This is a genomic window from Pseudomonas sp. GW460-12-10-14-TSB1 (genome assembly GCF_017349775.1).
Taxonomy (GTDB): domain Bacteria; phylum Pseudomonadota; class Gammaproteobacteria; order Pseudomonadales; family Pseudomonadaceae; genus Aquipseudomonas; species Aquipseudomonas piscium.
This window is the reverse complement of the sequence record NZ_JACNAC010000010.1, coordinates 53,442-78,744: the sequence shown is the minus strand read 5'-3', so window position 1 is coordinate 78,744 and position 25,303 is coordinate 53,442. Positions and strand designations below refer to the sequence as shown.

General features: G+C 58.7%; 29 protein-coding genes and 1 tRNA gene. 26 read left to right on the top strand and 4 right to left on the bottom strand.

Annotation, left to right across the window (positions count from 1 at the left end):
• Positions 1-6 precede the first annotated feature (6 nt).
• Positions 7-924: a putative 2-dehydropantoate 2-reductase gene (locus J4D52_RS09265; protein WP_102676955.1), complete on the bottom strand. Its 918-nt coding sequence runs from the start codon at positions 922-924 to the stop codon at positions 7-9.
• Between the two features lie 145 nt (positions 925-1,069).
• Here J4D52_RS09265 and J4D52_RS09260 point away from each other — a divergent pair, with 145 nt between their 5' ends.
• Positions 1,070-1,555 carry a YajQ family cyclic di-GMP-binding protein gene (locus J4D52_RS09260; protein WP_007931144.1) on the top strand — a complete coding sequence of 162 codons (486 nt, stop codon included), beginning with the start codon at positions 1,070-1,072 and terminating at the stop codon, positions 1,553-1,555.
• A gap of 137 nt (positions 1,556-1,692) precedes the next feature.
• Positions 1,693-2,532 carry a mechanosensitive ion channel family protein gene (locus J4D52_RS09255; RefSeq protein WP_025805912.1) on the top strand — a complete coding sequence of 280 codons (840 nt, stop codon included), beginning with the start codon at positions 1,693-1,695 and terminating at the stop codon, positions 2,530-2,532.
• 191 nt (positions 2,533-2,723) lie between these two features.
• Here J4D52_RS09255 and J4D52_RS09250 read toward each other — a convergent pair whose 3' ends face one another.
• Positions 2,724-4,070, bottom strand: a complete 1,347-nt coding sequence (locus J4D52_RS09250) for an OprD family porin (RefSeq protein WP_025805911.1) — start codon at positions 4,068-4,070, stop codon at positions 2,724-2,726.
• Positions 4,071-4,992: 922 nt separating this feature from the next.
• Here J4D52_RS09250 and J4D52_RS09245 point away from each other — a divergent pair.
• Both J4D52_RS09245 and J4D52_RS09240 read left to right on the top strand, forming a co-directional pair.
• The gene (locus J4D52_RS09245) at positions 4,993-5,418 is read left to right on the top strand and encodes an HIT domain-containing protein (RefSeq protein WP_063432784.1); all 426 of its coding nucleotides are present in this window, start codon (positions 4,993-4,995) and stop codon (positions 5,416-5,418) included.
• 3 nt (positions 5,419-5,421) lie between these two features.
• Entirely contained in the window at positions 5,422-5,628 is a 207-nt protein-coding gene (locus J4D52_RS09240) for a SlyX family protein (RefSeq protein WP_009050472.1), read from the top strand.
• A 78-nt stretch (positions 5,629-5,706) separates the two neighbouring features.
• On the opposite strand, the gene J4D52_RS30640 is transcribed toward J4D52_RS09240, so the two are convergent.
• The gene (locus J4D52_RS30640) at positions 5,707-6,312 is read right to left on the bottom strand and encodes a cold-shock protein (RefSeq protein WP_009050471.1); all 606 of its coding nucleotides are present in this window, start codon (positions 6,310-6,312) and stop codon (positions 5,707-5,709) included.
• A gap of 458 nt (positions 6,313-6,770) precedes the next feature.
• Between J4D52_RS30640 and J4D52_RS09230 the strand changes: the two genes are divergently transcribed.
• From J4D52_RS09230 to J4D52_RS09150, 17 genes are all read left to right on the top strand, one after another.
• Positions 6,771-7,244 (top strand): Dps family protein, encoded by a 474-nt coding sequence (locus J4D52_RS09230; RefSeq protein ID WP_025805907.1) that lies wholly within the window; start codon positions 6,771-6,773, stop codon positions 7,242-7,244.
• Between the two features lie 262 nt (positions 7,245-7,506).
• Positions 7,507-7,728 (top strand): FmdB family zinc ribbon protein, encoded by a 222-nt coding sequence (locus J4D52_RS09225; RefSeq protein ID WP_007931131.1) that lies wholly within the window; start codon positions 7,507-7,509, stop codon positions 7,726-7,728.
• A gap of 96 nt (positions 7,729-7,824) precedes the next feature.
• Entirely contained in the window at positions 7,825-9,600 is a 1,776-nt protein-coding gene (gene aspS, locus J4D52_RS09220; RefSeq protein WP_053280613.1) for an aspartate--tRNA ligase, read from the top strand.
• Positions 9,601-9,717: 117 nt separating this feature from the next.
• Positions 9,718-10,464, top strand: coding sequence for a YebC/PmpR family DNA-binding transcriptional regulator (locus tag J4D52_RS09215; protein ID WP_102676956.1), 747 nt, complete (start codon positions 9,718-9,720; stop codon positions 10,462-10,464).
• Between the two features lie 158 nt (positions 10,465-10,622).
• Positions 10,623-11,147: a crossover junction endodeoxyribonuclease RuvC gene (gene ruvC, locus J4D52_RS09210; protein ID WP_007931118.1), complete on the top strand. Its 525-nt coding sequence runs from the start codon at positions 10,623-10,625 to the stop codon at positions 11,145-11,147.
• A gap of 114 nt (positions 11,148-11,261) precedes the next feature.
• On the top strand, positions 11,262-11,870 hold the full coding sequence (ruvA, locus tag J4D52_RS09205; RefSeq protein ID WP_025805903.1) for a Holliday junction branch migration protein RuvA: 609 nt from the start codon (positions 11,262-11,264) through the stop codon (positions 11,868-11,870).
• On the top strand, positions 11,871-12,929 hold the full coding sequence (gene ruvB / locus J4D52_RS09200; RefSeq protein WP_009050468.1) for a Holliday junction branch migration DNA helicase RuvB: 1,059 nt from the start codon (positions 11,871-11,873) through the stop codon (positions 12,927-12,929).
• 139 nt (positions 12,930-13,068) lie between these two features.
• A complete protein-coding gene (ybgC, locus tag J4D52_RS09195; RefSeq protein WP_102676957.1) occupies positions 13,069-13,536 on the top strand; it encodes a tol-pal system-associated acyl-CoA thioesterase in 468 nt (155 codons plus the stop codon).
• Positions 13,526-14,221, top strand: coding sequence for a protein TolQ (gene tolQ / locus J4D52_RS09190; RefSeq protein WP_007931111.1), 696 nt, complete (start codon positions 13,526-13,528; stop codon positions 14,219-14,221). The genes ybgC and tolQ overlap by 11 nt, the downstream gene beginning before the upstream one ends.
• Before the next feature lie 14 nt (positions 14,222-14,235).
• A complete protein-coding gene (gene tolR, locus J4D52_RS09185; protein WP_007931110.1) occupies positions 14,236-14,688 on the top strand; it encodes a protein TolR in 453 nt (150 codons plus the stop codon).
• Positions 14,688-15,767 (top strand): cell envelope integrity protein TolA, encoded by a 1,080-nt coding sequence (tolA, locus tag J4D52_RS09180; RefSeq protein ID WP_025805901.1) that lies wholly within the window; start codon positions 14,688-14,690, stop codon positions 15,765-15,767. The genes tolR and tolA overlap by 1 nt, the downstream gene beginning before the upstream one ends.
• A gap of 38 nt (positions 15,768-15,805) precedes the next feature.
• Positions 15,806-17,065: a Tol-Pal system beta propeller repeat protein TolB gene (tolB, locus tag J4D52_RS09175; protein WP_007931107.1), complete on the top strand. Its 1,260-nt coding sequence runs from the start codon at positions 15,806-15,808 to the stop codon at positions 17,063-17,065.
• A 52-nt stretch (positions 17,066-17,117) separates the two neighbouring features.
• Positions 17,118-17,615, top strand: a complete 498-nt coding sequence (gene pal / locus J4D52_RS09170) for a peptidoglycan-associated lipoprotein Pal (protein WP_003178634.1) — start codon at positions 17,118-17,120, stop codon at positions 17,613-17,615.
• Positions 17,616-17,621: 6 nt separating this feature from the next.
• Positions 17,622-18,446, top strand: a complete 825-nt coding sequence (gene ybgF, locus J4D52_RS09165; RefSeq protein ID WP_025805899.1) for a tol-pal system protein YbgF — start codon at positions 17,622-17,624, stop codon at positions 18,444-18,446.
• Positions 18,447-18,612: 166 nt separating this feature from the next.
• Positions 18,613-19,260 (top strand): 7-carboxy-7-deazaguanine synthase QueE, encoded by a 648-nt coding sequence (queE, locus tag J4D52_RS09160; RefSeq protein WP_009050465.1) that lies wholly within the window; start codon positions 18,613-18,615, stop codon positions 19,258-19,260.
• A gap of 1 nt (position 19,261) precedes the next feature.
• Positions 19,262-19,963 carry a 7-cyano-7-deazaguanine synthase QueC gene (gene queC, locus J4D52_RS09155; protein WP_102676958.1) on the top strand — a complete coding sequence of 234 codons (702 nt, stop codon included), beginning with the start codon at positions 19,262-19,264 and terminating at the stop codon, positions 19,961-19,963.
• Between the two features lie 63 nt (positions 19,964-20,026).
• A tRNA-Lys gene (locus tag J4D52_RS09150) sits at positions 20,027-20,102 on the top strand.
• A gap of 99 nt (positions 20,103-20,201) precedes the next feature.
• On the opposite strand, the gene J4D52_RS09145 is transcribed toward J4D52_RS09150, so the two are convergent.
• Positions 20,202-21,086 (bottom strand): AraC family transcriptional regulator, encoded by an 885-nt coding sequence (locus tag J4D52_RS09145; RefSeq protein ID WP_102676959.1) that lies wholly within the window; start codon positions 21,084-21,086, stop codon positions 20,202-20,204.
• A gap of 421 nt (positions 21,087-21,507) precedes the next feature.
• On the opposite strand from J4D52_RS09145, the gene J4D52_RS09140 reads away from it, so the two are divergent.
• The 5 genes from J4D52_RS09140 (at position 21,508) to cpaB (ending at position 25,294) form a co-directional block, all read left to right on the top strand.
• Positions 21,508-21,699, top strand: coding sequence for a Flp family type IVb pilin (locus J4D52_RS09140; protein WP_025805894.1), 192 nt, complete (start codon positions 21,508-21,510; stop codon positions 21,697-21,699).
• Between the two features lie 698 nt (positions 21,700-22,397).
• On the top strand, positions 22,398-22,589 hold the full coding sequence (locus J4D52_RS09135) for a Flp family type IVb pilin (RefSeq protein WP_025805893.1): 192 nt from the start codon (positions 22,398-22,400) through the stop codon (positions 22,587-22,589).
• 29 nt (positions 22,590-22,618) lie between these two features.
• On the top strand, positions 22,619-23,137 hold the full coding sequence (locus J4D52_RS09130) for a prepilin peptidase (RefSeq protein ID WP_025805892.1): 519 nt from the start codon (positions 22,619-22,621) through the stop codon (positions 23,135-23,137).
• Positions 23,138-23,151: 14 nt separating this feature from the next.
• The gene (locus J4D52_RS09125; RefSeq protein ID WP_097304806.1) at positions 23,152-24,471 is read left to right on the top strand and encodes an AAA family ATPase; all 1,320 of its coding nucleotides are present in this window, start codon (positions 23,152-23,154) and stop codon (positions 24,469-24,471) included.
• Between the two features lie 16 nt (positions 24,472-24,487).
• Positions 24,488-25,294 (top strand): Flp pilus assembly protein CpaB, encoded by an 807-nt coding sequence (gene cpaB, locus J4D52_RS09120; RefSeq protein WP_025805890.1) that lies wholly within the window; start codon positions 24,488-24,490, stop codon positions 25,292-25,294.
• Positions 25,295-25,303 lie beyond the last annotated feature (9 nt).

Genomic DNA, 25,303 nt, shown 5'->3' with positions numbered 1-25,303 from the left:
CGCTGCTCAGTCGCTGGGCAATCCGCGCTGTTGCAGGTGTTCCACCAATAGCCGACGCAGGCGGCTGAGGTTGGGCAGGTGCAACTGGTGCCTGGTGGCAACGTCGCAGGCATGCCCCAGTAAATAGCTGATTTCGGTTCTGCGCCGGCTGGCGACGTCCTGGTACATGGAGGAGTAGTTGGCGGCGGTCGCCTGGATCACCCGCTCCACTTCCTGTTGTAGGTTTTCCGCCGCGGCGGGCTGGCCGCAACGTTCCAGCAGTTCGCTCAGCTCGACGCACAGCATCGCCACTTCGCAATGATGCTGCAGCAGGCCGCCGTTGCGGCAGTCATGCAGGACCGTCAGGGGATTGATCGCGCAGTTGAGCGCCAGCTTGCGCCAGAGGCGGGTCAGGATGTCCGCGCTCCATTCATGGGGGATGCCGCTGGCGCTCAGGTCGTCGAGCCAGAAAGGCGCGGTGGGGTGGCTGGCGTCCCCCAGCCAGGTGTAGCCATGACCGGCGAACACCACGCGCCAGTCGCCATCGCGAAAGGCGCCTTCGGTGCTCGAGGCATAAATGCAGCGGGCCTGCGGCACCTGGGCGGCCACGGCGTCCTGGCTGCCCAGGCCGTTCTGCAGCAGGACCAGTTCGGCGTCGGGTGTCAGGCGCGCGGCCAGCTGGCTGACGGCCTGTTGCGCGTCATAGGCCTTGCAGGCCACCAGCAGGCGGGTAATGGGTTCAGGGTTGTCGAGGGTTTCGCCGGGAATGGCATGGAAACTGGCCTGCCCTTGTTCCACCAGTGTCAGCCCCCCCGCGGCCTGGTAAGCCTGCAGGCGGGCCTGATCGCGCAGGATCAGGCGCACCGGCAAGCCGGCCCGGGCCAGGCGTGTCGCCCACAGGGTGCCGAGGCTGCCCGCGCCCAGAATGTGCCAGGTAGTCGACATCAGCGTGGTACTCGGTTTGGCAGGCGCATGCGCGGCTCGCAGTGAAGGAGGGGAAAGACCCGTTATAATGAGCCCGGATTTTAACCGCAAACCGGGCGTGCTCCATCTTTATCGAGCTGCGCCCCTTTTTTATTGGAGAAATTACATGCCGTCGTTTGACGTGGTATCCGAACTGGACAAGCACGAAGTCACCAACGCCGTGGAAAACGCCGTCAAGGAGCTGGACCGCCGCTATGACTTGAAGGGCAAGGGCAGCTTCGAGTTCAAGGAAAAGGAACTGACCGTCAACCTGACCGCTGAAGCCGAATTCCAGCTGGAAGCGATGATCGAGATCCTCAAGCTGGCCCTGGTCAAGCGCAAGATCGATGTGCAGTGCCTTGAGGTCAAGGACGCGTACGCTTCGGGCAAGGTGATGAAGCAGGAAGCCACCCTCAAGGAAGGCATCGACAAAGAGTTGGCGAAAAAGATCGTTGCCCACATCAAGGACGCCAAGCTGAAGGTCCAGGCTGCGATCCAGGGCGAGCAGGTACGGGTTACCGGCAAGAAGCGCGACGATCTGCAAGAAGCCATCGCCGCTCTGCGCGCGAAAGAGTTCGGCATGCCGCTGCAGTTCAACAACTTCCGCGACTGATGGGATTTTTCGGGAACCTCGCGAGCTTATTGGCGTCCGAGGCCCGAGTAGTGGGCAGAAACGATTGAGCCTTTATACGGCTACTCGTTCTGCCCTTGTTTTTTGTGTGCCCGGCAGCCGGGAATCAGGAGAGATAGATGGATTTGAATGCTGAAGTGGACAACCTGGTCAAGGCTTCCCAAGCCTGGATTCCGATGATCATGGAATACGGCAGTCGGGTACTGCTGGCCGTCATCACACTGGCCATCGGCTGGTGGCTGATCAACAATTTGACGCAAAAAGTCGGCAAGTTGCTGGCGCTGCGTAATGCCGACCAGGCCCTGCAGGGTTTTATCAGCAGCCTGGCGAACGTCATTCTCAAGGTGCTGCTGGTTGTCAGCGTGGCCTCGATGATCGGTGTCGAAACCACTTCGTTCGTTGCCGCGATCGGTGCGGCAGGCCTGGCCATTGGCCTGGCCTTGCAAGGCAGCCTGGCCAACTTCGCCGGCGGCGTGCTGATCCTGCTGTTCCGTCCATTCCGCATCGGCGACGTGATCGAAGCCCAGGGCATCAGCGGCACGGTCGACAGCATCCAGATCTTCCACACGGTGCTGCGTACCGGTGACAACAAGACCGTCATCGTGCCTAACGGCAATCTGTCCAACGGCATCATCACCAACCACAACCGCCAGCTGACCCGCAAAGTGATCTTCGATGTGGGTGTGAACTACGAGGCTGATCTGCAAAAGGCCCGTGAGGTCCTGCTGGATCTGGCCAAGGACGAGCGTGTACTGGCCGATCCGGAGCCGGTGGCGGTGGTTTCCATGCTGGGCGACAGCGCCATTACCCTTTCCCTGCGTGTCTGGGTGAAGACCGCGGATTACTGGGACGTGATGTTCCGTTTCAACGAGTTGTCCCGTGATCGCTTGAAGGAAGCGGGTATTGATATTCCGTTTCCACAGCGAGTGATTCGCGTGGTTCAGGAAGCGGCTGTTTGAGTAAGTAAGGGGGATAGGGGTTAAGAGTCTGATCGAATGGTCAGGCTTTTAACGCGGTACTCGCTGGAAGATGTTTGAAACCTGGTTGTAACAATTAGCTGTCGATAACCGGAGCTTCAGCGAGTCGCCAACCCCAATAAAAAGGCCCATCGAATGATGGGCCTTTTTTATTACTTGCTAAGTAACCGCTATTACAAGATCGACAGTGGGTAGTCGACGATCAGGCGGAACTCTTTGATGTCGCCCTCACCTTGGTCGGCGTTAGCGAAGTGCCAAGCCTGGCGAACGCGGAAGGAGAGATCTTTTGCCGGGCCAGACTGAACAACGTACTTGGCTTCGAAGTTGGTCTCGTTGTGTTTGCCATCGGCACCGTACAGCGGAGCACCGGTGTCTTTATTACGGTACATGCTGTTGGCAGCCAGACCGGTGCCATCGATATCCCAGCCTTTGACATAGCGGGTCATGAAGCTCAGACCAGGAATGCCGTACTCGGCCATCTTCAGATCGTAACGGATCTGTGCGGATTTCTCGTTCGGGCCGTTGAAGTCAGAGTACTGGATGGAGTTGGCGAGGAAGATCGAGTCGCCGCCGCGGTTGTTCTTGCCCACGCCGATGTAGTCGAACGGGGTATCGCCGTTGACCTTCTGGAAGGCGACGGTGATGGTATGCGCTTTCAGGAACGAGTAAGCGGCTGCCAGGGAGAACGTGGTGTTGCTGATGTCACCAGCTTTGGCGCTGCCGGAGTCAGTGGTGCGGTAAATGTTACCGTCCAGGTTCAGCGACTGATCGCCACCCATCGGGATGGTGTAGTTCAGGTTGGCGTAGTACTGGTTCCAGATATCTTCCAGCTTGGCGCCGTACAGCGATGCGCTCAGATTGTCGGTGATGCCGTATTTGCCGCCGAAATAGTCGATGGTGTTGGCTTCCACGCCAGCGTAGTTGGCGTACAGGCCACCATCACGGGCATTTCGGTCCTGGCTGGTGGACGAATAGAAGTGACCGGCTTCCAGATCAAGGTTTTTGATCTCGCTGCTCTGCAGTTGGAAACCGCTGGCAGTTTGAGGAAGGATACGGGAACCGCCGACCGCGAACACCGGGGAGGTGCTTGGCTGCATGTCGCCGGCTTTCAACTCGGTTTTGGAGACGCGAAATTTGACGGCCGCGCCTGCTTTGCCCTGGCTATCGTTGACGTCGCCATCGGAGTCGCGGCTCATGTTGCCGGTACCGCCAGTGCCGTCGCCGCCGTCCAGTTTGATCGCCAGATAACCGAACGCATCGACACCGACGCCTACGGTACCCTGGGTGTAACCGGAGCTGAAGTTGCCCCAGATGCCCTGGGTCCAGTCTTTCTGATCGTTGCTGTGGTCTTTGTTGTCACGGTTGAAGTAATAGTTACGCAACAGTACGTCGAATTTTGCGTCTTCAACAAAGCCCTTGGCTTCAGACTGGTCACTTACGAAAGGTGCGGCCGTAGCCACTTGAGTACTGGCGGCTGCTGCAACTGCCAGTGCGATCATGCTCCACTTCATCACGCGCATCGTGATTTGCTCCTTTGGTTTTTAGAAGAGTACTGCCGTCCCACCTGTTTTATTATCTGGGCGGCTCTTTCTTTTTGTGTCGGCGCAAACTTATATCACGCCGACAATGTTGGCGATACTTACGTATCAGTCCTTTCAGCTTCTTTACGACCCTGTCGCAAAATGCTCGATCAATGTCGCAAATCCGCAGTCCGCATGTACCCGGACTGACAACTTCAGCGCTGTTTTCGAAGGCTTGAACCTGGAACAAAAAGAACTTTGGTCAAGCAGTCAAATCTCCATGGGGCAGCCTTGCCACTATTGTTATTAGTCTCAGGAGAAGCCTTTTTCCGATGGCTTCTCCTGGGACAATGTGGGTGTGAATGCAACAAGCGTGCACAAAACGCAAAGGCACCGAGTTTTTTTCGGCGATAGCCCTTCGGGCTGTAAAAACCGCATAAAACAGTGGTTTTAAGGTCGTTTTGTTTGGGCTTGACGTTCCCTGTCCTCCTGGTGTTGCTCCCTGAAAAAAACGCACGACATTCCAAAACGTTACCGGTTCACCCTGCTGAGTGAGTAGATAGCGGATGGTTAACGCACTGAGCGTAGACGCACTGTGAGGTTTTGGTGCAAAAGTTTCTTGATGCAGCTCAATCATCATCCGCCGTCGGGCGCTGAAGAATGTGCAGGGAAGAGGCTCTTTCGCGGTTTTTTCCTTGTTTTTTATGGGCTTCGTTCAGTCGTGGTGCAGCCCGTTGGAAAATGTTCCAGGTCGGGGCGCTCTGACGTGTGGCATCGAGGATGAATATTGAGGCGGGATCTGCGCAGCAGAGCGATGAACGGAAGAGCTTTCGCAGGTATGCTGCCGTTCTGTCGCTTGGCGGGCAGCCGGTCATGGCGTTCGCTAAGCTGAAACTTGATGAGCTGAGCGGGAGTGCGCGCGGTGTTCGCTTTAGATCCACGACTTCAACAAGACACATTGCCCATTGGGGATTTCCCCCTTTGCCGGCTGCTGTTGTCCAACGATTCCAATTACCCGTGGTTCATCCTGGTACCGCGCCGGGAAGATATCAGTGAGTTGTTTCAATTGGATGACGCGGACCAGCAGCAACTATGGCGAGAAACCACGGCGCTGGCGGAGTTGCTTAAAGACTCTTTCGATGCGGACAAGTTGAATGTGGCGACTCTGGGTAATGTCGTCAGCCAGTTGCATATGCACGTTATCGTTCGCAAGCGCGACGATGAGGCCTGGCCTGCTCCGGTATGGGGCAAGCTGCCTGCCAAACCTTACAGTGCCGAACAGGTGGCTGCGATTCGTGAGCGGTTACGACTGGTCCTGACCGATGATTTCAAGTTTCTGGAGGGCTGAGTCATGAGCCTGGAAGAGCGGGTAACCGACCTGGAAAGCCGACTGGCTTTTCAGGATGACACCATTCAAGCCCTGAACGATGTGCTGGTAGGGCAGCAGCGGGTGGTCGAGCGCCTGCAGTTGCAGATGGCCGCCTTGCTCAAGCGTCAGGAAGAAATGGTGGGACAGTTCGAGTCATTCGAAGAAGAGGCTCCGCCGCCACATTACTGAGCGCCGGACGGCTTGCCGTTCAGGCAATAAAAAACCGCGAGCAGCCTGGCTGCGTCGCGGTTTTTTTATGGGCGTGAATCAGCGACGCGGCAATGCCGCAATCACGTCTTCGGCTTGCAGGCCCTTGTCGCGATTCATGACGGAGAACTCCACGCGCTGGCCTTCCACCAGGACGCGGTGACCTTCGCCACGGATGGCGCGGAAGTGCACGAAGATGTCATCGCCGGAGTCGCGCGAGATGAAGCCGAAACCCTTCGAAGTGTTGAACCACTTGACGGTACCGGTATCGCGATTGCTCATGTCGTAGGTTTGCGACGTATTGGCCGAGGGGGACGATTTGTAGAAGCTGACGGCCAGGTGCAGAAGAACGGCGATCGCTGCGGTCACCAGGCTGAACAGCACAGCCGGTTGACCTGCGATAACCGGCATTGGTGCCAGCAGGGTCAAGGTCTGCAAGACCACCGCCAGCACCAGAAGCGCGCTGACCAGGTTTTGCAGTTGATGGCGCGGGCCTTTGTTCCAGTAAGGGATAACCGGAGCCAGCGTCAGGTTGAGCAGGCCGAAAAAGGCCAGGTAAAGAGCATCGGGTTGTTGCAGGAAGGGAACGGCTTCAGATCGCAGGCTAGGGATAAAGGACAGCAGCAAGGCCGCTGCGCCCGTTAGCAGGTGGACGATTTTCAACATTTTAATGAACTCACGTTAAGACGGATCACAAGGAAGAGCTGAGCGTGCACGGTTCGCTTCTGAACAATGGGAGGCGGTGAGCACGTGCGCGAGATCAGCCTATGCGCTGAGGCCGAGAAATAGGCAACAGCGACACGGCCTCTATTTAACAGCAAAGCCCAGGCCTTCTCAAATCAGGCGCTGTAGCCGGATGGAGGGAGAAAGCCCTGGTTGTCCCGAGGGAATACCGGACTATCGGGCAAAGCCTTGTTCTAGAGAGCCAGCACCCAAAAAACCTGGAACGGCGGCTTTTCAGGCGGGTCACAACGAGCCTGGGCTTTCTTCCAGGCACTGGTCGTCCGCCTGGTGGGCGATTTGTCGCAGTGCCTCGGGCGATCCCGGGCTGCGGGTGCAGGACAGTCTTGCTAGAGTGGTCCGGTACCTGATCTGTTGAATTCAATGTGTTAACGGAGATAGACATGGCAATCGATATCGGTATCGGCGCAGAAGATCGCAAATCCATCGTGGAGGGGCTCTCTCGCCTGCTTTCAGATACTTATGTGCTGTATCTGAAGACCCATAATTTTCACTGGAACGTCACAGGTCCGCAGTTCCGCACGCTGCATCTGATGTTCGAGGAGCAGTACAACGAACTGGCGCTGGCGGTGGATCTGATCGCCGAACGTATCCGCGCCCTGGGGTTCCCGGCGCCAGGTGCTTACTCCATCTATGCGCGTCTTTCTTCGATCAAGGAAGAAGAGGGCGTGCCAAGCGCCGATGAGATGATCAGGCAACTGGTGGCGGGGCAGGAAGCGGTGACCCGCACCGCCCGTGGCATTTTCCCGATCATCGACAAGGTCAGCGACGAACCCACCGCGGACCTGCTGACCCAGCGGATGCAGGTGCATGAGAAAACCGCGTGGATGCTGCGCTCGCTGTTGAGCGAGCAGTAATCCCGCAGACCGAATGGCGCCGTTATCGGCGCCATTTGCCTTTATGGGGCATGACTTGTCGTCCGATCATGGCTGTTCGCCCTCAGGCCCGATAGGCTGGGTATGGCAGCGGGGCGCTGGCTTTGTTTCGGCGGGCGGTGGTCTATCGGTGCCGTCATACGGCTGCACAGGGCCGATTTAATGGATATAATCCCGCCCTTTGCTATATAACCCGGGCCTCGGCACGGGTTAAGCCAGACGTTAAGTACGCCGAGACGCTCCCATGCCCATGTACGACTACCAATGTGCTTCCTGTGGTCATCAGTTGGAAGCCATTCAAAAGATCAGCGCGCCTGCGTTGGTCGATTGCCCTGCCTGCCAGGCGCCTGAGCTGAAAAAAATGCTGTCCATGCCAGGTTTCCGCCTCAGCGGTTCGGGCTGGTATGAGACCGACTTCAAAACCGGCGCCAAGAAGAATCTGGCCGGTGGCGACAAAGCTGATTAAGTTGAACGACACGCGCGAGCTCTTGCATTATCCGGTACCCCGAGGTGCGCAAGGCCTCCCATCGAATTTCGAATTACGAGAAGTGAAACCACTACCATGATGCGCAGCCATTATTGCGGCCAACTGAACGAAAGCCTGGAAGGTCAGGAAGTTACCCTTTGCGGATGGGTCCACCGTCGTCGCGACCATGGCGGGGTGATCTTCCTCGATATCCGTGATCGTGAAGGTCTGGCCCAGGTGGTGTTCGACCCGGACCGCGCTGAAACCTTCGCCGCCGCAGACCGCGTGCGCAGCGAATACGTGGTCAAGATCACCGGCAAGGTGCGCCTGCGTCCGGCCGGTGCCGGCAATGCCAACATGGCTTCGGGCATGATCGAAGTCCTGGGCTACCAGCTGGAAGTGCTGAACGAAGCGGAAACCCCGCCGTTCCCGCTCAACGAATACTCCGACGTGGGCGAAGAAACCCGCCTGCGCTATCGCTTCATCGACCTGCGCCGTCCGGAAATGGCCGAGAAGCTGCGTCTGCGCTCGCGCATGACCACCAGCATCCGTCGCTACCTGGACGAGAACGGTTTCCTCGATGTCGAAACCCCGATCCTGACCCGTGCCACCCCTGAAGGCGCGCGTGACTATCTGGTGCCGAGCCGTACCCACGCCGGCAGCTTCTTCGCTCTGCCGCAGTCGCCACAGCTGTTCAAGCAGCTGCTGATGGTCGCCGGCTTCGACCGCTACTACCAGATCGCCAAATGCTTCCGCGACGAAGACCTGCGTGCCGACCGTCAGCCTGAGTTCACTCAGATCGACATCGAAACCAGCTTCCTCGATGAAAAAGACATCATGGGCCTGACCGAAGGCATGATCCGCAACCTGTTCAAGGAAGTGCTGGATCTGGAATTCGGCGAGTTCCCGCACATGACCTTTGAAGAGGCCATGCGTCGTTACGGTTCCGACAAGCCGGACCTGCGTAACCCGCTGGAACTGGTGGACGTTGCCGACCAGCTCAAGGAAGTCGAATTCAAGGTGTTCAGCGGCCCGGCCAACGATCCGAAATGCCGTATCGCCGCCTTGCGCGTTCCTGGCGGGGCGAGCATGCCGCGCAAGCAGATCGACGACTACACCAAGTTCGTCGGCATCTACGGTGCCAAGGGCCTGGCCTACATCAAGGTCAACGAGCGCGCCAATGGCGTTGACGGTCTGCAGTCGCCAATCGTCAAGAACATCCCGGAAGCCAACCTGAATGTGATTCTCGATCGCGTGGGTGCGGTCGACGGCGACATCGTGTTCTTCGGCGCCGACAAGGCCAAGATCGTCAGCGAAGCCCTGGGCGCGCTGCGGATCAAGCTCGGTCACGACCTGAACCTGCTGACCTGCGAATGGGCGCCGATGTGGGTTGTCGATTTCCCGATGTTCGAAGAGAACGACGACGGCAGCTTCACCGCCTTGCACCACCCGTTCACCGCGCCGAAGTGCTCGCCGGAAGAGCTGGAAGCCAACCCGGCGACTGCGCTGTCCCGTGCCTACGACATGGTGCTCAACGGCACCGAGCTGGGTGGCGGTTCGATCCGTATCCACCGCAAGGAAATGCAACAGGCGGTATTCCGTCTGCTGGGCATCAACGAAGCGGAACAGGAAGAGAAATTCGGCTTCCTGCTCGACGCCCTGAAGTACGGCGCACCGCCGCACGGTGGCCTGGCGTTCGGTCTGGACCGTCTGGTGATGCTGATGACCGGCGCCCAGTCGATCCGTGAAGTGATCGCCTTCCCGAAAACCCAGAGCGCCGCTTGCGTGATGACCCAGGCTCCTGGCCTGGTCGACGCCAAGGCGCTGCGCGAGCTGCATATCCGCCTGCGCGAACAGCCGAAGGCTGAGTAAGGCCGACCTGAAGGCGCATCTGCGGATGCGCCTTTTTCTATTGGGTCGAGATATTTGTTGCCCGCCCGCCGTTACAGGCGTTGCGGGCAATGTTTCAAAGAGAATTTGGAGCGCGTTATGGCAGGTCATTCCAAGTGGGCGAACATCAAGCACCGCAAAGAGCGTCAGGATGCCAAGAGAGGCAAGATTTTCACCAAGTGGATCCGTGAGCTGACGGTCGCCGCTCGCCAGGGCGGTGGCGAACCCGGTTCCAACCCGCGTCTGCGTCTGGCCCTGGACAAGGCCCTGGGTGCCAACATGAGCCGCGACATCATCGATCGCGCTATTGCCCGTGGCGCTGGTGCGACCGAGGCCGACAACGTCGAAGAGCTGACCTATGAGGGTTATGGCCCGGGTGGCGTGGCGGTGATGGTCGAATGCATGACCGACAACCGCAACCGTACCGCAGCGGCCGTGCGCCATGCGTTCAGCAAATGTGGCGGCAACCTGGGTACCGACGGTTCGGTGGCGTATCTGTTCGAACGCAAGGGGCAGATCAGCTTTGCGCCGGGCGTCGATGAGGACGCACTGACCGATGCGGCATTGGAAGCCGACGCCGACGACGTGGTTGTTCATGAAGACAGCTCGATCGATGTGTTTACCTCGTTCACTGGTTTCTATGCGGTACGTAACGCACTCGAAGAGGCCGGTTTCAAGGGCGACGACGCGGAAATCGTCATGCAGCCGACCACCAGCGCCGAACTGGATCTGGAAGGCGCCGAGAAGGTCCTCAAGCTGATCGACATGCTCGAAGATCTGGACGATGTGCAGAACGTCTACTCCAACGCGGATATTCCCGAGTCGGTGGCCGAGCAACTCGGCTGATAGCACGATAAAAGATCGCAGCCTTCGGCGGTTTCCCCCCCCTTTACGCACAGGGTTAGGCTGTACCTGTAGGGGAGCTGTCGAAGGCTGCGATTTTTTGTTTCTCCGGCTTCTTCCGGCGTTACCTTAGGCAACCGAATTTTCTCTTTGCAGGCGTTATGACTCTTATTCTTGGTATCGACCCGGGTTCGCGCATCACCGGTTACGGCGTGGTACGTGATACCGGGCGTGGCTGCGTGTACGTGGCTTCGGGCTGCATTCGAACCGGCGCCGGCGAGCTGCATGAGCGGCTGCAAATTGTCTATCGCGGGGTTCGTGAGGTCATTCAGACCTACGGTCCGGTGACCATGGGCATTGAAAAGGTGTTCATGGCGCGTAATGCCGACTCGGCCCTGAAACTGGGCCAGGCCCGTGGCGCGGCGATCGTGGCGGGGGCCGAGGAAAGCCTGGAAATCGCCGAATACACCGCTACTCAAGTCAAGCAGGCGGTGGCGGGCACTGGCGGGGCCAACAAGGAGCAGGTGCAAATGATGGTCATGCACTTGCTCAAGTTGACCAGCAAGCCGCAGATCGACGCCTCGGACGCCCTGGCGATTGCCATCTGCCATGCCCATACCCGTTCCAGCCTGCTGCCTCATGGCCTGGGGACCGCACGCAGTCGTGGCGGTCGCCTGCGTCTCTGATAGCATCTGCGCAAACATTTGATGAGAGGAGTGCCCCGCGCCTGTCTGCCCGGCCCGGAACTCCGCTCTGTGACTCGCCGGCCGCTGATCTGGCCTGAGCTAAGGATCTGAAACGTGATTGGACGCTTGCGCGGCACCTTGGCTGAAAAACAGCCGCCGCACCTGATTCTCGATGTAAACGGTCTGGGTTACGAGGTGGAGGTCCCCATGACCACCCTGTATCGCCTGCCGTCGGTCGGTGAACCGCTTACCCTGCACACCCATTTGGTCGTGCGTGAAGACGCCCAGTTACTCTATGGCTTTGCCAGCAAGCGCGAGCGGGACTTTTTTCGCGAACTGATTCGCCTCAATGGCGTAGGGCCGAAGCTGGCGCTGGCACTGATGTCCAGCCTGGAGGTCGACGAGCTGGTGCGTTGTGTGCAGGCACAGGACACCTCGGCGCTGACCAAGGTGCCGGGGGTCGGTAAAAAGACTGCGGAGCGTCTGCTGGTCGAACTCAAGGATCGCTTCAAGGCCTGGGAGGCCGTACCGAGCATGTTCGCCCTGGTGCCGAACCAGCCGGATGCGCCGATGCCGGTGGCCAGCGCTGAGACCGATGCGGTCAGCGCCCTGATCTCCCTGGGCTACAAACCGCAGGAAGCCAGCAAGGCGGTTTCCGCGATCAAGGAAAAAGGCCTGAGCAGTGAAGACATGATTCGCCGCGCCCTGAAGGGAATGATTTAAGTGATAGAAGCAGATCGTCTGATCGCCGCCACGGGCCCCCGTGAGCGCGAGGAAGTCCAGGACCGTGCGATTCGCCCCGTCAGCCTGGCCGAATACATCGGCCAGCCGACGGTGCGCGAGCAAATGGAGCTGTTCATCCAGGCTGCCCGTGGGCGCAACGAGTCGCTGGACCACACCCTGATCTTCGGCCCGCCGGGTTTGGGTAAGACCACACTGGCCAACATCATCGCCCAGGAAATGGGCGTGTCGATCAAGAGCACCTCGGGCCCGGTGCTGGAGCGCCCAGGGGACTTGGCGGCGCTGCTGACCAATCTCGAACCGAACGACGTACTGTTTATCGATGAAATCCATCGCCTGTCGCCAATCGTCGAGGAAGTGCTGTACCCGGCCATGGAAGATTTCCAGCTGGACATCATGATCGGCGAAGGGCCGGCGGCCCGTTCGATCAAGCTCGACCTGCCGCCGTTCACCCTGGTGGGGGCGACGACCCGCGCGGGCATGCTGACCAACCCGCTGCGCGACCGCTTCGGCATCGTCCAGCGCCTGGAGTTCTACAGCACGGCGGACCTGGCGACCATTGTCGGGCGCTCCGCCGGCATTCTCGGCTTGCCGCTGGACCCGGACGGCGCCTTTGAAATCGCCCGGCGTGCCCGGGGTACGCCGCGGATCGCCAACCGTTTGTTGCGCCGGGTGCGGGACTTTGCCGAGGTTCGTGCCAAGGGGCACATCACCAAGCCTATCGCCGACCTGGCACTGAATCTGCTGGATGTCGACGAGCGTGGCTTCGACCACCAGGACCGGCGCCTGCTGCTGACCATGATCGAGAAGTTCGACGGTGGGCCAGTGGGGGTCGACAGTCTGGCGGCCGCCATCAGCGAAGAGCGGCATACCATCGAGGACGTACTCGAGCCCTATCTGATCCAGCAGGGCTATATCATGCGTACGCCGCGGGGGCGTGTGGTGACCCGGCATGCCTATCTGCATTTCGGTCTAAACATTCCGTCACGATTGGGGGAGATGCCTGTGGTAGACGAATTCCTCGATGCCGTGGACGATTAATAACCGCTTCGGCAGCGATTTATTCGCAGCTTGTGCGGTCCTAGGGGGCTGGCATTGCCGTTATTTCGCCAGAAAGCCGTTCGAGAATGAAAAACAGTTGCCCGGCCGGATTGGCAACCTGAGGAGTAAGCACTAGAGTATGCGCGCGCAAAACGGGCTTGAGTCGTTCGCACATCGTTGTCGCGTTTATTACGAAGACACCGATGCCGGCGGCATCGTGTATTACGTTAATTACCTTAAGTTTATGGAACGGGCTCGAACCGAGCGGCTACGAGATCTGGGCTTTGCCCAATCGCAGCTGGCAGGGGAGAACCTGTTGTTCGTCGTGCATTCCAGCGAAGCGCGCTACCACGCGCCGGCGCGACTGGACGACGAGCTTCTGGTAAGTGCAGAAGTCATCGAATTGAACCGGGCCAGCCTGCGCTTCAAACAGCAGGTCAGGCGAGTCACGGATAATGCACTGCTCTGCGAAGGGCAGTTTCTGGTGGCCTGTGTGCGCACCGACAATTTGAAACCCCGGGCCATTCCCGAAGCTCTACGTGCGGCCTTTGCCGACGTGAGCGGCGCGGGTACACACTCAGAGCAGGAGATAAAGCGTGGAAGCTAACGTCGTCGACCATTCCTCCATGTGGAGCTTGGTCAGCAATGCCAGCATCGTTGTGCAGTTGGTAATGCTGACCCTGGTAGCCGCATCGGTGACCTCATGGATCATGATCTTTCAGCGCAGCAACCTGCTGCGTGCCGGTCGACGCGCCCTGGAGAGCTTCGAAGAGCGCTTCTGGTCGGGCATCGACCTGTCCAAGCTGTACCGTCAGGCCGGCAGCAACCCGGACCCCGATTCGGGCGTGGAGCAGATCTTCCGTGCCGGTTTCAAAGAGTTCTCGCGTCTGCGCCAGCAGTCGGGCGTTGATCCCGAGGCGGTGATGGAAGGTGTCGCGCGTGCCATGCGTGTCGCCATCTCCCGTGAAGAAGAGAAGCTGGAGCAGAGCCTTCCGTTCCTCGCCACCGTCGGTTCGGTCAGCCCGTACATCGGTCTGTTCGGTACCGTCTGGGGGATCATGAACTCCTTCCGCGGCCTGGCCAGCGCCCAGCAGGCGACCCTGGCGACCGTAGCACCGGGTATCGCCGAAGCCCTGATCGCCACCGCGATCGGCCTGTTTGCCGCGATCCCGGCCGTTATTGCCTACAACCGTTTTGCGGCCCGTGGCGAGACCCTGATCAGCCGTTACTACACCTTCGCCGACGAGTTCCAGGCGATCCTGCACCGTAAAGTGCACACCAGCGAAGAGTGAGCAGGTAAATCCCCATGGCCCGAGTTCGCCACAAACGCAAGCCGGTTGCCGAGATGAACGTGGTGCCCTACATCGACGTGATGTTGGTACTGCTGGTTATCTTCATGGTGACCGCGCCGATGCTCAATCAGGGCGTGAAAGTCGATCTGCCCAAGGTTTCCAGCGAAGCCTTGCCGCAGGACAACAACACCCAGGTCCTGACCATTTCGATCAAGGCTGACAAGACCTACTACTGGAACCTTGGCAGCGAAGTCGACACCGACAAGCAGATGGACAAGGCCATGACCTTGCCGCAGATGACCGACGCCGTGACCAAGATCATTCGCGCCGGCAATGAAGGCGGCAAGCATACCCAGGTGTTCATCCGCGGCGACAAGTCCGTTGACTACGGTGCCGTCATGGGCGCCATGGGCGGGCTGCAGAAGGCCGGCGTCGGTAACGTTGGCTTGATTACCGAGGCGCCCTGATGCAGCAACAGCGAGAGCCGTCCGCCTCGGAAAGCTACTTCTGGCCTAGCGTGTGGGCAATTGCCCTGCACGTTCTGGTGTTCGGCATGCTGTTCGTCAGTTTTGCCATGACACCGGAATTGCCGCCGTCCAAGCCGATCGTCCAGGCGACCCTGTATCAGCTGAAATCGAAAAGTCAGGCGACCACCCAGACCAATCAGAAGATTGCGGGTGAAGCGAAGAAATCCGCCGCGCGCCAGACCGAAGTCGAGCAGATGGAGCAGAAAAAGGTCGAGCAGGAAGCGGTCAAGGCTGCGGAACAAAAGAAAGAAGAGGCTGCTCAAAAAGCCGAGGAAGCGAAAAAGGCCGACGAAGCCAAGAAAGCGGATGAGGCGAAGAAGGCTGATGAAGCCAAGAAAGCCGACGACGCGAAGAAGGCTGCGGAAGCGAAAAAGGCTGAAGAGAAACAATTGGCTGATATAGCCAAGAAGAAAGCCGAAGAAGAAGCCAAGAAAGCCGCTGAAGAAGAAGCCAAGAAAAAGGCCGCTGAAGAGGCGAAGAAAAAGATAGTCGAAGACGCGAAGAAGAAAGCCGCGGAAGACGCCAAGAAGAAAGCTGAAGCAGACGAGGCGAAGAAGAAGGTCGCCGAGGACGCGAAGAAGAAAGCCGCCGCCGACGCAGCCAAGAAAAAGGCCCAGGAAGCAGCGCGTAAATCCGCCGAAGAGAAAAAGGCCCAGGCCTTGGCTGATTTGCTTTCCGACACGCCGCAGCGTCAGCAGGCCTTGGCGGACGAGCAGGGCGACGAAGTCGCGGGCAGTTTCGACGATCTGATTCGTGCTCGTGCGGCGGAAGGCTGGGCTCGTCCTCCTTCGGCGCGCAACAACATGACTGTCGTGCTGCAAATCGGCATGTTGCCGGATGGTACGGTGACTTCCGTGTCGGTGGCCAAGTCCAGCGGCGATGGTCCGTTCGATGCCTCGGCGGTAGCTGCGGTCAAGAACATTGGACGTTTGACAGAAATGCAGGGAATGAAGCCGAGCGATTTCGCTCCGTATCGTTCATTCAAGATGACATTCACACCTGAGGATCTAGCCTTGTGAGAAACCTTCTTCGAGGATTGCTTGTCGTTATTTGCTGTATGGCAGGGATAGCGACAGCGGATGAAAAGAACATTCTGGTCACCAGTGGCAGTGACCGGGCCACGCCAATCGCCGTAGTGCCATTCGGTTGGCAAGGGGGCAGCGTGCTGCCCGACGACATGGCGGAAATCATCGGTAACGACCTGCGCAACTCGGGTTACTACTCGCCGATTCCAAAGCAGAACATGATCAGCCTGCCGACCCAGGCCAGCGAAGTCATCTACCGTGACTGGAAGGCCCTGGGCGCCCAGTACATCATGGTCGGCAGCATTGTCCCGGCGGGCGGTCGCCTGCAGGTGCAATACGCCCTGTTCAACGTCGCCACCGAACAGCAAGTGCTGACCGGCAGCGTCTCGGGCAGCGTCGACCAACTGCGTGACATGGCTCACTACATCTCCGACCAGTCGTTCGAAAAGCTCACCGGTATCAAGGGCGCCTTCTCGACTCGCATGCTGTACGTCACGGCAGAGCGTTTCTCCGAGAAGAACACGCGCTACACCCTGCAACGCTCCGACTACGACGGCGCGCGTGCGGTGACCCTGCTGCAATCCCGTGAGCCGATCCTGTCGCCGCGCTTCGCGCCGGACGGCAAGCGCATTGCCTATGTGTCGTTCGAACAGAAGCGTCCACGCATCTTCGTTCAGCACATCGACACTGGCCGTCGCGAGCAGATCACTAACTTCGAAGGCCTGAACGGCGCGCCTGCCTGGTCGCCGGACGGCCAGCGCCTGGCGTTCGTGCTGTCCAAGGACGGCAACCCGGACATCTATGTGATGAACCTGGGTTCGCGTCAGATCTCGCGAGTGACCGCAGGTCCTGGCATCAACACCGAACCCTTCTGGGGCAAGGATGGTTCGACCATCTACTTCACCTCGGACCGTGGCGGCAAACCACAGATCTACAAGACCAGCGCGGGTGGTGGCGGTGCGGAACGGGTGACTTTCGTGGGCAACTACAACGCCAACCCGAAACTGTCCGCGGATGAAAAAACGCTGGTCATGATTCACCGGCAGGATGGCTTCACAAACTTCAAGGTAGCTGCCCAGGATTTGCAGCGTGGCAACGTAAAAATCCTTACAGACAGCACACTTGATGAGTCGCCTACTGTTGCGCCCAACGGCACCATGGTAATCTACGCCACCCGCCAGCAGGGCCGGGGAGTCTTGATGCTCGTGTCCATTAATGGACGCGTGAGGCTCCCGCTTCCTACCGCTCAAGGCGAAGTCAGAGAACCGTCCTGGTCCCCTTACCTGAACTGACGCGGCGCTTTACGTTTTACTTAACACACTGGGGTTCATTAGGAGTTTCACGATGGAAATGCTGAAGTTTGGTAAGTTTGCTGCGCTGGCTCTGGCCATGGCTGTAGCTGTAGGTTGCTCCTCCAAAGGCGGCGACAACGCTGGTGAAGGCGCTGTTGATCCAAACGCTGGTTACGGCGCTAACACCGGTGCAGTTGACGGCTCCCTGAGCGAAGAAGCTGCTCTGCGCGCAATCACCACCTTCTACTTCGAATACGACAGCTCGGACCTGAAGCCAGAAGCCATGCGCGCTCTGGACGTTCACGCCAAAGACCTGAAAGCAAACGGCGCTCGCGTTGTTCTGGAAGGCAACACCGACGAACGTGGTACTCGTGAGTACAACATGGCTCTGGGCGAGCGTCGTGCGAAAGCCGTTCAGCGCTACCTGGTGCTGCAAGGCGTTTCCCCAGCTCAGCTGGAACTGGTTTCCTACGGCGAAGAGCGTCCAGTTGCTACCGGCAACGACGAGCAGTCCTGGGCTCAAAACCGTCGCGTCGAACTGCGTAAGTAATTCGTCATGCGAACGTGCCGTCGTGCTCTAACTGTCTTGGCTCTCAGCCTCGCGCCGCTTTCGGTGTGGGCTGCGGTTCCTGTGGTCGATAACAACTCAGGCTATAACAATAGCGGAGGCAGTTATCCGCCAGCGGGTTATGGCACGAACGGCGCCTATGCCGGGGGAGGGGTTTCGACCCCTGTCTCGGCACAGGGCGAGCTGTTCCAGCAACTGCAGCAAATGCAGGAGCAAATCGCACGGCAACAAGGTGTGATTGAAGTACTGCAAAACGATGTTGCGCGCATGAAGCAGGAAAGCCTGGAGCGTTACCAGGATCTTGATCGGCGCATTGGAGCGGGCGGTGCACCTGCCGCGACTCCTGATAATTCTTCTGCCGGTGGCGATGCAAGTGCCGCCGGTGCAGCTGCCGGGGCTGCCTCGCAGGCTCCAGCGGCAAGCAGTGAACCGGGCGATCCGGCGAAGGAAAAGCTGTATTACGACGCAGCCTTCGACCTGATCAAGGCCAAGGACTTCGACAAGGCCAGCCAGGCTTTCGCCGCGTTCCTGCGCAAATACCCGAACAGTCAGTACGCGGGCAATGCCCAGTACTGGTTGGGCGAAGTGAACCTGGCCAAAGGCGACCTGCAAGGTGCCGGCCAGGCATTCGCCAAAGTCTCCCAGCTGTATCCGAAGCATGCCAAGGTGCCGGATTCGCTGTACAAGCTGGCTGACGTAGAGCGCCGCCTGGGCCACACTGACAAGGTCAAGGGCATTCTGCAGCAGGTGGTGGCCCAATATCCGGGTACTTCCGCCGCCCAGCTGGCTCAGCGCGATCTGCAACGCATGTAATCGAGTTTGAGCAGTTTGGAAGAAACCCGCGCTTGCCGCGGGTTTTTTCGTTAGAATCCATGCCCTTTTTATGAAACACGCTTCCTGGGATTACCGTGTTTGCGGGATTCCTCGAGGTGCCTGACGGAGGCGGACAGCCTGTTTAGCTGTTACGCCCGTGGCGACTATGCAAGACACACTGAGAATTACCGAAGTTTTCTACTCGTTGCAGGGTGAAACTCGGACCGCCGGCCTGCCCACGGTATTTGTGCGCCTGACCGGTTGTCCGCTGCGTTGCCAATACTGCGACAGCGCCTATGCCTTCAGCGGCGGCACCATCCGCACCCTCGAGAGCATTCTCGAGCAGGTCGCCGGTTTCCGCCCGCGTTACGTCTGTGTGACCGGGGGCGAACCTCTGGCGCAGCCTAACGCCATTCCCTTGCTCAAGCAGCTGTGTGACGCCGGCTACGAAGTCTCGCTGGAAACCAGCGGCGCCCTGGATATTTCCGCAGTCGATCCGCGTGTCAGTCGAGTACTCGACCTGAAGACGCCAGGATCGGAAGAGGTTCAGCGTAATCGCTACGAAAACATCGAGCTGCTGACGCCGAACGACCAGGTCAAGTTTGTCATCTGTTCTCGCGAGGACTACGACTGGGCGGTTTCCAAGCTGATCCAGTATGGTCTGGAGCGGCGTGCGGGCGAGGTGCTGTTCTCGCCGAGCCATCACGACCTGAATGCGCGCGATCTGGCCGACTGGATCGTTGCGGACAACCTGCCGGTGCGCCTGCAATTGCAGCTGCATAAATACCTTTGGAATGACGAACCGGGGCGCTGAGATGACTGATCAAGCACAGAACCAAGTTGCCACTGAAAAGCGCGCGGTAATCCTGCTGTCCGGTGGCCTGGATTCGGCCACCGTGGTGGCCATGGCCCGCGCCGAAGGTTACCGCTGCTACACCATGAGCTTCGATTACGGCCAGCGCCATCGCGCCGAATTGCAGGCGGCCGAGCGTGTCGCTCGCGACCTGGGCGTGGTAGAGCACAAGGTGATCGGTCTCAACCTCAACGGTATCGGCGGCTCCGCGCTGACCGACAGCTCCATCGATGTGCCTGAGGCCCCGAGCGAAGGGATCCCGGTCACCTACGTGCCGGCACGTAACACGGTGTTCCTGTCCCTGGCACTGGGCTGGGCTGAAGTATTGGGCGCGCGGGATATCTTCATTGGCGTCAACGCCGTGGACTATTCGGGTTATCCGGATTGCCGTCCGGAGTTCGTCGAGGCCTTCGAGCGCATGGCCAACCTGGCGACCAAGGCCGGGGTAGAGGGGCAGGGGTTCCGTATCCAGGCACCGCTGCAGAACCTGAGCAAGGCCGATATCGTCAAGACGGGCGTCAAGCTCGGGGTTGATTACGGCCTGACCGTGTCCTGCTACCAGGCCGATGATCAAGGGCGTGCTTGCGGTAAATGCGACAGCTGCCGTCTGCGTGCGGAAGGTTTTGCTGCGGCCGGTGTCAGCGACCCAACAGCTTATTTTTGATTTTTTTCATATTGGGTGTTGAATTCTTTTTATAAATCAGTATTATACGCGCCACCACACAGCGGGTCGTTAGCTCAGTTGGTAGAGCAGTTGGCTTTTAACCAATTGGTCGTAGGTTCGAATCCCACACGACCCACCATTTTCTAGCAGTATTTAAAATCCGAAAGGCCCACGAAAGTGAGGATTTTCGGGTTTTTTTTTGCCTGCAGAAATCTATGGGCGCACTGGATTGGCCTGCTCATCGGCCTTCGATACGCAGCGGCAGGCTGTCGATCACCTGAGACAGTGTTTGCTCCAGTTCCAACTCTTCTTTTTTTACCAGTTCCGGGCTTCTTCGGCGTTGCCGGTATTCGCTGGGGCTGGCGCCCGCGAATTGCTTGAAGGCGCGGGCAAAGTAGGAGGGGTCCTTGAAGCCGACTTCATAGCCGATGCTGGTGATGGGCATCTGGCTGTTGTCGAGCAGATTCTTGGCGCAATCCATGCGCTTGCTCAGGATGTAGTCCATGAACCCCAGGCCATGGACTTCCTTGAACAGACGGCTGAAGCGGAATGTGGTCATGCCACAACGTTTAGCCAGCTCTTTCTGGTCGATGCTTTCCCGAAAATTCTGCTCGATGTACAGCAGCACATCGCTGAGTGCCTGATGTTTCTGGTGCTCTGCGGTCAGCCGGATGCTGTCCGGCAGGGACGGGCCGTGTTCGATCTGCAGGGTCTTGGCGCCGGATCCGCTGCTGTGGCGCAGTTCGTAGAGCTGCTTCAGCGCATGCAGGAAGCGTCGGATCTCGGCACTCGAGAGAGGGAGCACCATGTACTCCCAGACCCGCGAACGCATGGCCCAGACGGCGAGTTCTTCGGAGTGCTGCACCGTGAACATGGCGATGGGAATGGAGGGAATCTTGTGTTTGATCTCCAGCAACAGATTGAGCCCCGGCATGTCCGGGCGGTCATAGTGCATGCAGATCATGTCCGGTGAAGGATGAGCGTCCTTTTCGGGCAGAGACGCATCTTTCGACACCCGGCAATCGCAGGCTGGGCGAAACAGCGCGATCAGTTCTTCAGACGATCGGTCGCGCGTGAGGTCGAACCATAAAAGAGAGGGTTTTTGGGCCGACTCAGGTTTCATTTCCTTATTCCTTCCTGGTGTCTCACTGTCACTTCCTGAGCTGTCAGTATCGCCATTGGGCTTTGTGGGCAAAGGATCAAGTTCTGATTAGGCTTCATAAATTTTCTTGATTACCTTCTATGTCTGACAGCGAGATAAGAGTCACAGGCAGCTCCTTGCTGTTGTGATCGCCTTTCTTGCACCACCGGCCACGGCTGAATCAATTTAGTGTTATATGAGAACAGTTCCTTTTCTGAAAAAAACTCTATCTGCCTGGTTTAGTTCATTGGTGTTCTTCTGCTGTCTTGCCAGGGAGCGCAAAAAAGTCCTAGAAGCCGACAATAAACTCCTAACTCTTTCTGTTAGCCCCTGACTAGGATTCAGTCAGGCGGCACAAATACTGATCGCCTTGAAGCAACTTTACTTATATGAGGTGAACAAGATGAACCTGCAAACAATCAAAACCTCGGTACTGGCCTTCATCGCAGACGAAGATGGTTTGACCATCGTGGAATATGCCGTGGCCGGTGGCTTGATCACTCTGGGGGCCGTTGCCGCGTTCGTGACTCTGGGCGGCAACGTGGCCACCGCCATTACCAGCCTGGGTTGTGCTGTTCAGGGCCAGGTGTGCTAACGACAGTCGTTGTGCCGAGTCCTCGGTCCTGGGATGGAGCTGTTTGTTGCTCCTGCACAGCCAGACTTCTCGGGTCTGGCTGTGCAGAGCGGTTCCCCCCGGGCTGAGGCCGTACCTGTGGTGCATGTGTGTTCCCGCCGTTTTTCTGTCTGATCTCGCCTGGACAGGATGGGGCCTTCTCAATCGGTATGTGCAGTCAGCGCACAGTACATGACGGATGGCTCCAGTCTTCTTCTGGAACGAGAAAAATCGTCAAATGACCTTTGGCCGGGCATGGCTCCCATCGCTCTGCAGCGGCCTGCAAATTCTCTTTCCAGCTTCAGGAGTATCGTCGCTGTATTGCTCGCGTGAAGATCAAATCCTGATATGGAAGCCCCGGGTTACTTCGTTTCGCACTATGGTTTGCTGCAACGAACACGACTGGGGTTTTTGTCTTTACCGACCCGGGCTCAGATCGTTCTCGCACCTAGGGCGAAGCTGATTCAAGGCGGCTCTTCAATTACTCCTTCCTTAGATAAGCCAGCTGTTTCTTGAGGTGTGTTGTTCCTGGTGCTTTTTTGCATCTTTCAACAACAGCAATAAAGTCCTAACGATCAGCAAAAAACTCCTAACCCTCCCAATGTTCCCCTGACTAATGTTCAACCAGGCAGTGCGCAAGTGCTGCTCTTAAACAAAAAACAATTGAGTGAGGTGGGAAAATGAATCTGCAATCGATCAAGACTTCGATCATCAAGTTCGCCAAAGACGAAGACGGCCTGACCATTGTGGAATATGCCGTGGCCGGTGGCCTGATCACTTTGGGCGCTGTTGCTGCGTTTATCACCTTGGGCGGGAACGTGGCCACTGCCATCACCAGCCTGGGATGCGCTGTCCAGGGTCAAGTCTGCTAACGCGCCAACTTCCACCGAGGGCTGCAGTCATGGGCAAAGAGCAATTGTTCGTTGTTGCATTGATGCTGGGACTGCTGGGGATTGCGGTGGTGAACGACCTTCGTCACCACCGTATTCCCAACCTCTTGGTGCTGTTGGGGCTGGGACTGGGGATTGCCGGTCAGGTCTATTCCTCAGGCGTCATCGGGTTTGGTTATGGACTGCTGGGCATGTCGATCGGTTTTGCCGTTTTCCTTCCCCTGTACGCCTTTGGCGGGATGGCGGCCGGCGACGTCAAGCTCATGGCCATGGTTGGCACCTTTCTCACTCCGCAGCACGCCCTCTGGGCTGCGTTTTTCAGCCTGATCGCCGGCGGCGCGTGCGGGGTACTGATTGTGTTGGTACGTGGTCAGGTTCAACAGACCATGGGGCGCTACTGGCAGATGGTGAGAGCCAGGGCCTATTTTCCGCCGGCGGATGATGAAGTGGCTGGCAAACCCTTTCCCTATTCGGTTGCGATCCTGCTCGGCACATTGGCCAGCTTTCTCTGGTTGCCCCTTGGCCAGTAGCTCAGGAGAACATTATGTATGCCATCAGTAACAGCCGTCCGACCGGCAATGACCGGGAAGCAGTGCAGCGACTGGCTCCACAGCCACGCACGATCCTTGAGACCGGGCTGGCGGACAATTTCCTCGGAGATCTGGTCTGCAAGCATCTGCACGATGCGGGCGTACTGGACATGCCCCGACTGGTAGAGCGCCTGGCGCTGACGGGGGCGGTGGTTGAAGAAGTCCTGACCTTCCTGCGCCAGGATCATCGGGTCGAGGTCCTTGGCCAAGCCGGTGGCCAGGGCTTGCGCTACGGGCTGACCGAGCGCGGCCGCAATGCTGCCCGGGATGCCTTGTCGCGCAGTGGGTATATCGGCGCGGCGCCCTTTCCGGTGAACGCCTACCGCTCGCTGCTCAAGGTACAGACCATTCACCATGGCCGTATCAGCGCCCGGGACATGCAGGCGTCCTTCGGCTCCATGGTGCTGGCGCAGAACATGCTCGATCAACTGGGCGTGGCCCTGAATTCAGGGCGCGCCATCATGATTTACGGGCCGGCGGGGACGGGCAAGACCTACGTCAGCAGCCGGTTGATCCGGCTGTTTTCCGAGTCCATCTGGGTGCCCTATGCCATTGCGATCAACGATGCGGTGATCGAGATCTACGATCCCCAGGTACACCGGCGTCTGGATGTCGGCGATCCGCAGAACAGTCTGATGCTCAATGAGGGGATCGACCGCCGGCTGCTGTGCTGTGAACGGCCGATCGTCATCACCGGCGGCGAGCTGACCATGGAGCAGCTGGATATCCGCTACGACCCCTTCACCCGTCAGTACCAGGCGCCGTTGCAGCTCAAGGCCAGCAATGGCCTGTTCGTCATCGACGACATGGGGCGCCAGCGCATGGCGCCTGCAGAGTTGCTCAACCGCTGGATCGTACCGATGGAGGAGAAGCGTGACTTCCTCAACCTCGGCGGCGGGCGGCACTGCGAGTTGCCGTTCGACCTGATCCTGGTGTTCTCCACCAACCTGAACCCGTTGGAACTGGCCGATGAGGCGTTCCTGCGGCGGATTGGCTACAAGCTGCAGTTCGGCTACCTCAAGCCCGAGGAGTACGAACGCATCTGGGTTCAAGAGACGGAGCGCCTGAACATCCAATACGACCCGCAGCTGTTGCGCTACGTCCTGGATGAACTCTATGGCGCTGAAAACATGCCGCTGGTGCCTTGCCACCCACGGGATCTCTTGAGCATGGCGCTCGATCGCCAGCGTTATGTGGGCGCCAGCGGACCACTGTCAACCCTGGAACTGGAGTGGGCCTGGCACAGCTACTTCGTCCAGCTCGATTTTCTTTGAGTAAGGAGATTTCGACATGAGTTCTCGTACTTTCACTCTGGTGACCTTGTCCGTGGTTCTGGGCCTGGGCGCGGCATGGATGGCCAACAGCTGGCTCAATGCAAGGCTCAATGCCACCCCCGACGATAACCAGCAGAACGTGGTGGTGGCGACCGTGGAAATCGCTTTCGGGCAAATGGTCGAGCCACAGCAGGTCGCGCTGGTCCGTATGCCCAAGGAGACAGTACCCGAGGATGCTTTCGACGCGACCGAGAAGGTCGTGGGCAAGATCGCCACCTTCTCCATGTTGCGCGGCGACATCCTGCGCGGTGCGCGTCTGGCCGAACACTTGGGCGGCAGCACCCTGGCGTCGCTGATCGAACCTACCAAGCGTGCGATCTCGGTCCGGGTGGACGACGTGGTCGGCGTGGGTGGGTTCCTGCTGCCAGGTAACCGGGTCGACGTTCTGGCTACCCGGCAGACCGGCAATACCGGCGACGCCGAATCCAAGACCATCCTGGAAGACCTACGGGTGCTGGCAGTGGACCAGACGGCCAGTACCGACAAGACCCAACCGGTGGTCGTGCGTGCCGTGACCCTGGAAATGACTCCCCTCCAGGCCGAGGAGTTGGTCAAGGGGATGGCGGCCGGCAAGCTGCAACTGGCCCTGCGCAACCCGCTGGACAACCAGAAGCAACCGGCGATGGTCGAGCCGGTCGCGATGATCCAGGACGTGCCTGCCCCTCCAGTGGTCCGGCCGATTGTCCGTCGTCGCGCCAGCGGCGATAGCGGGATCACGGTGATTCGTGGGATCGAGGTCAACGTTGTGAAGTCCCAGCTGTAAATGATCGGG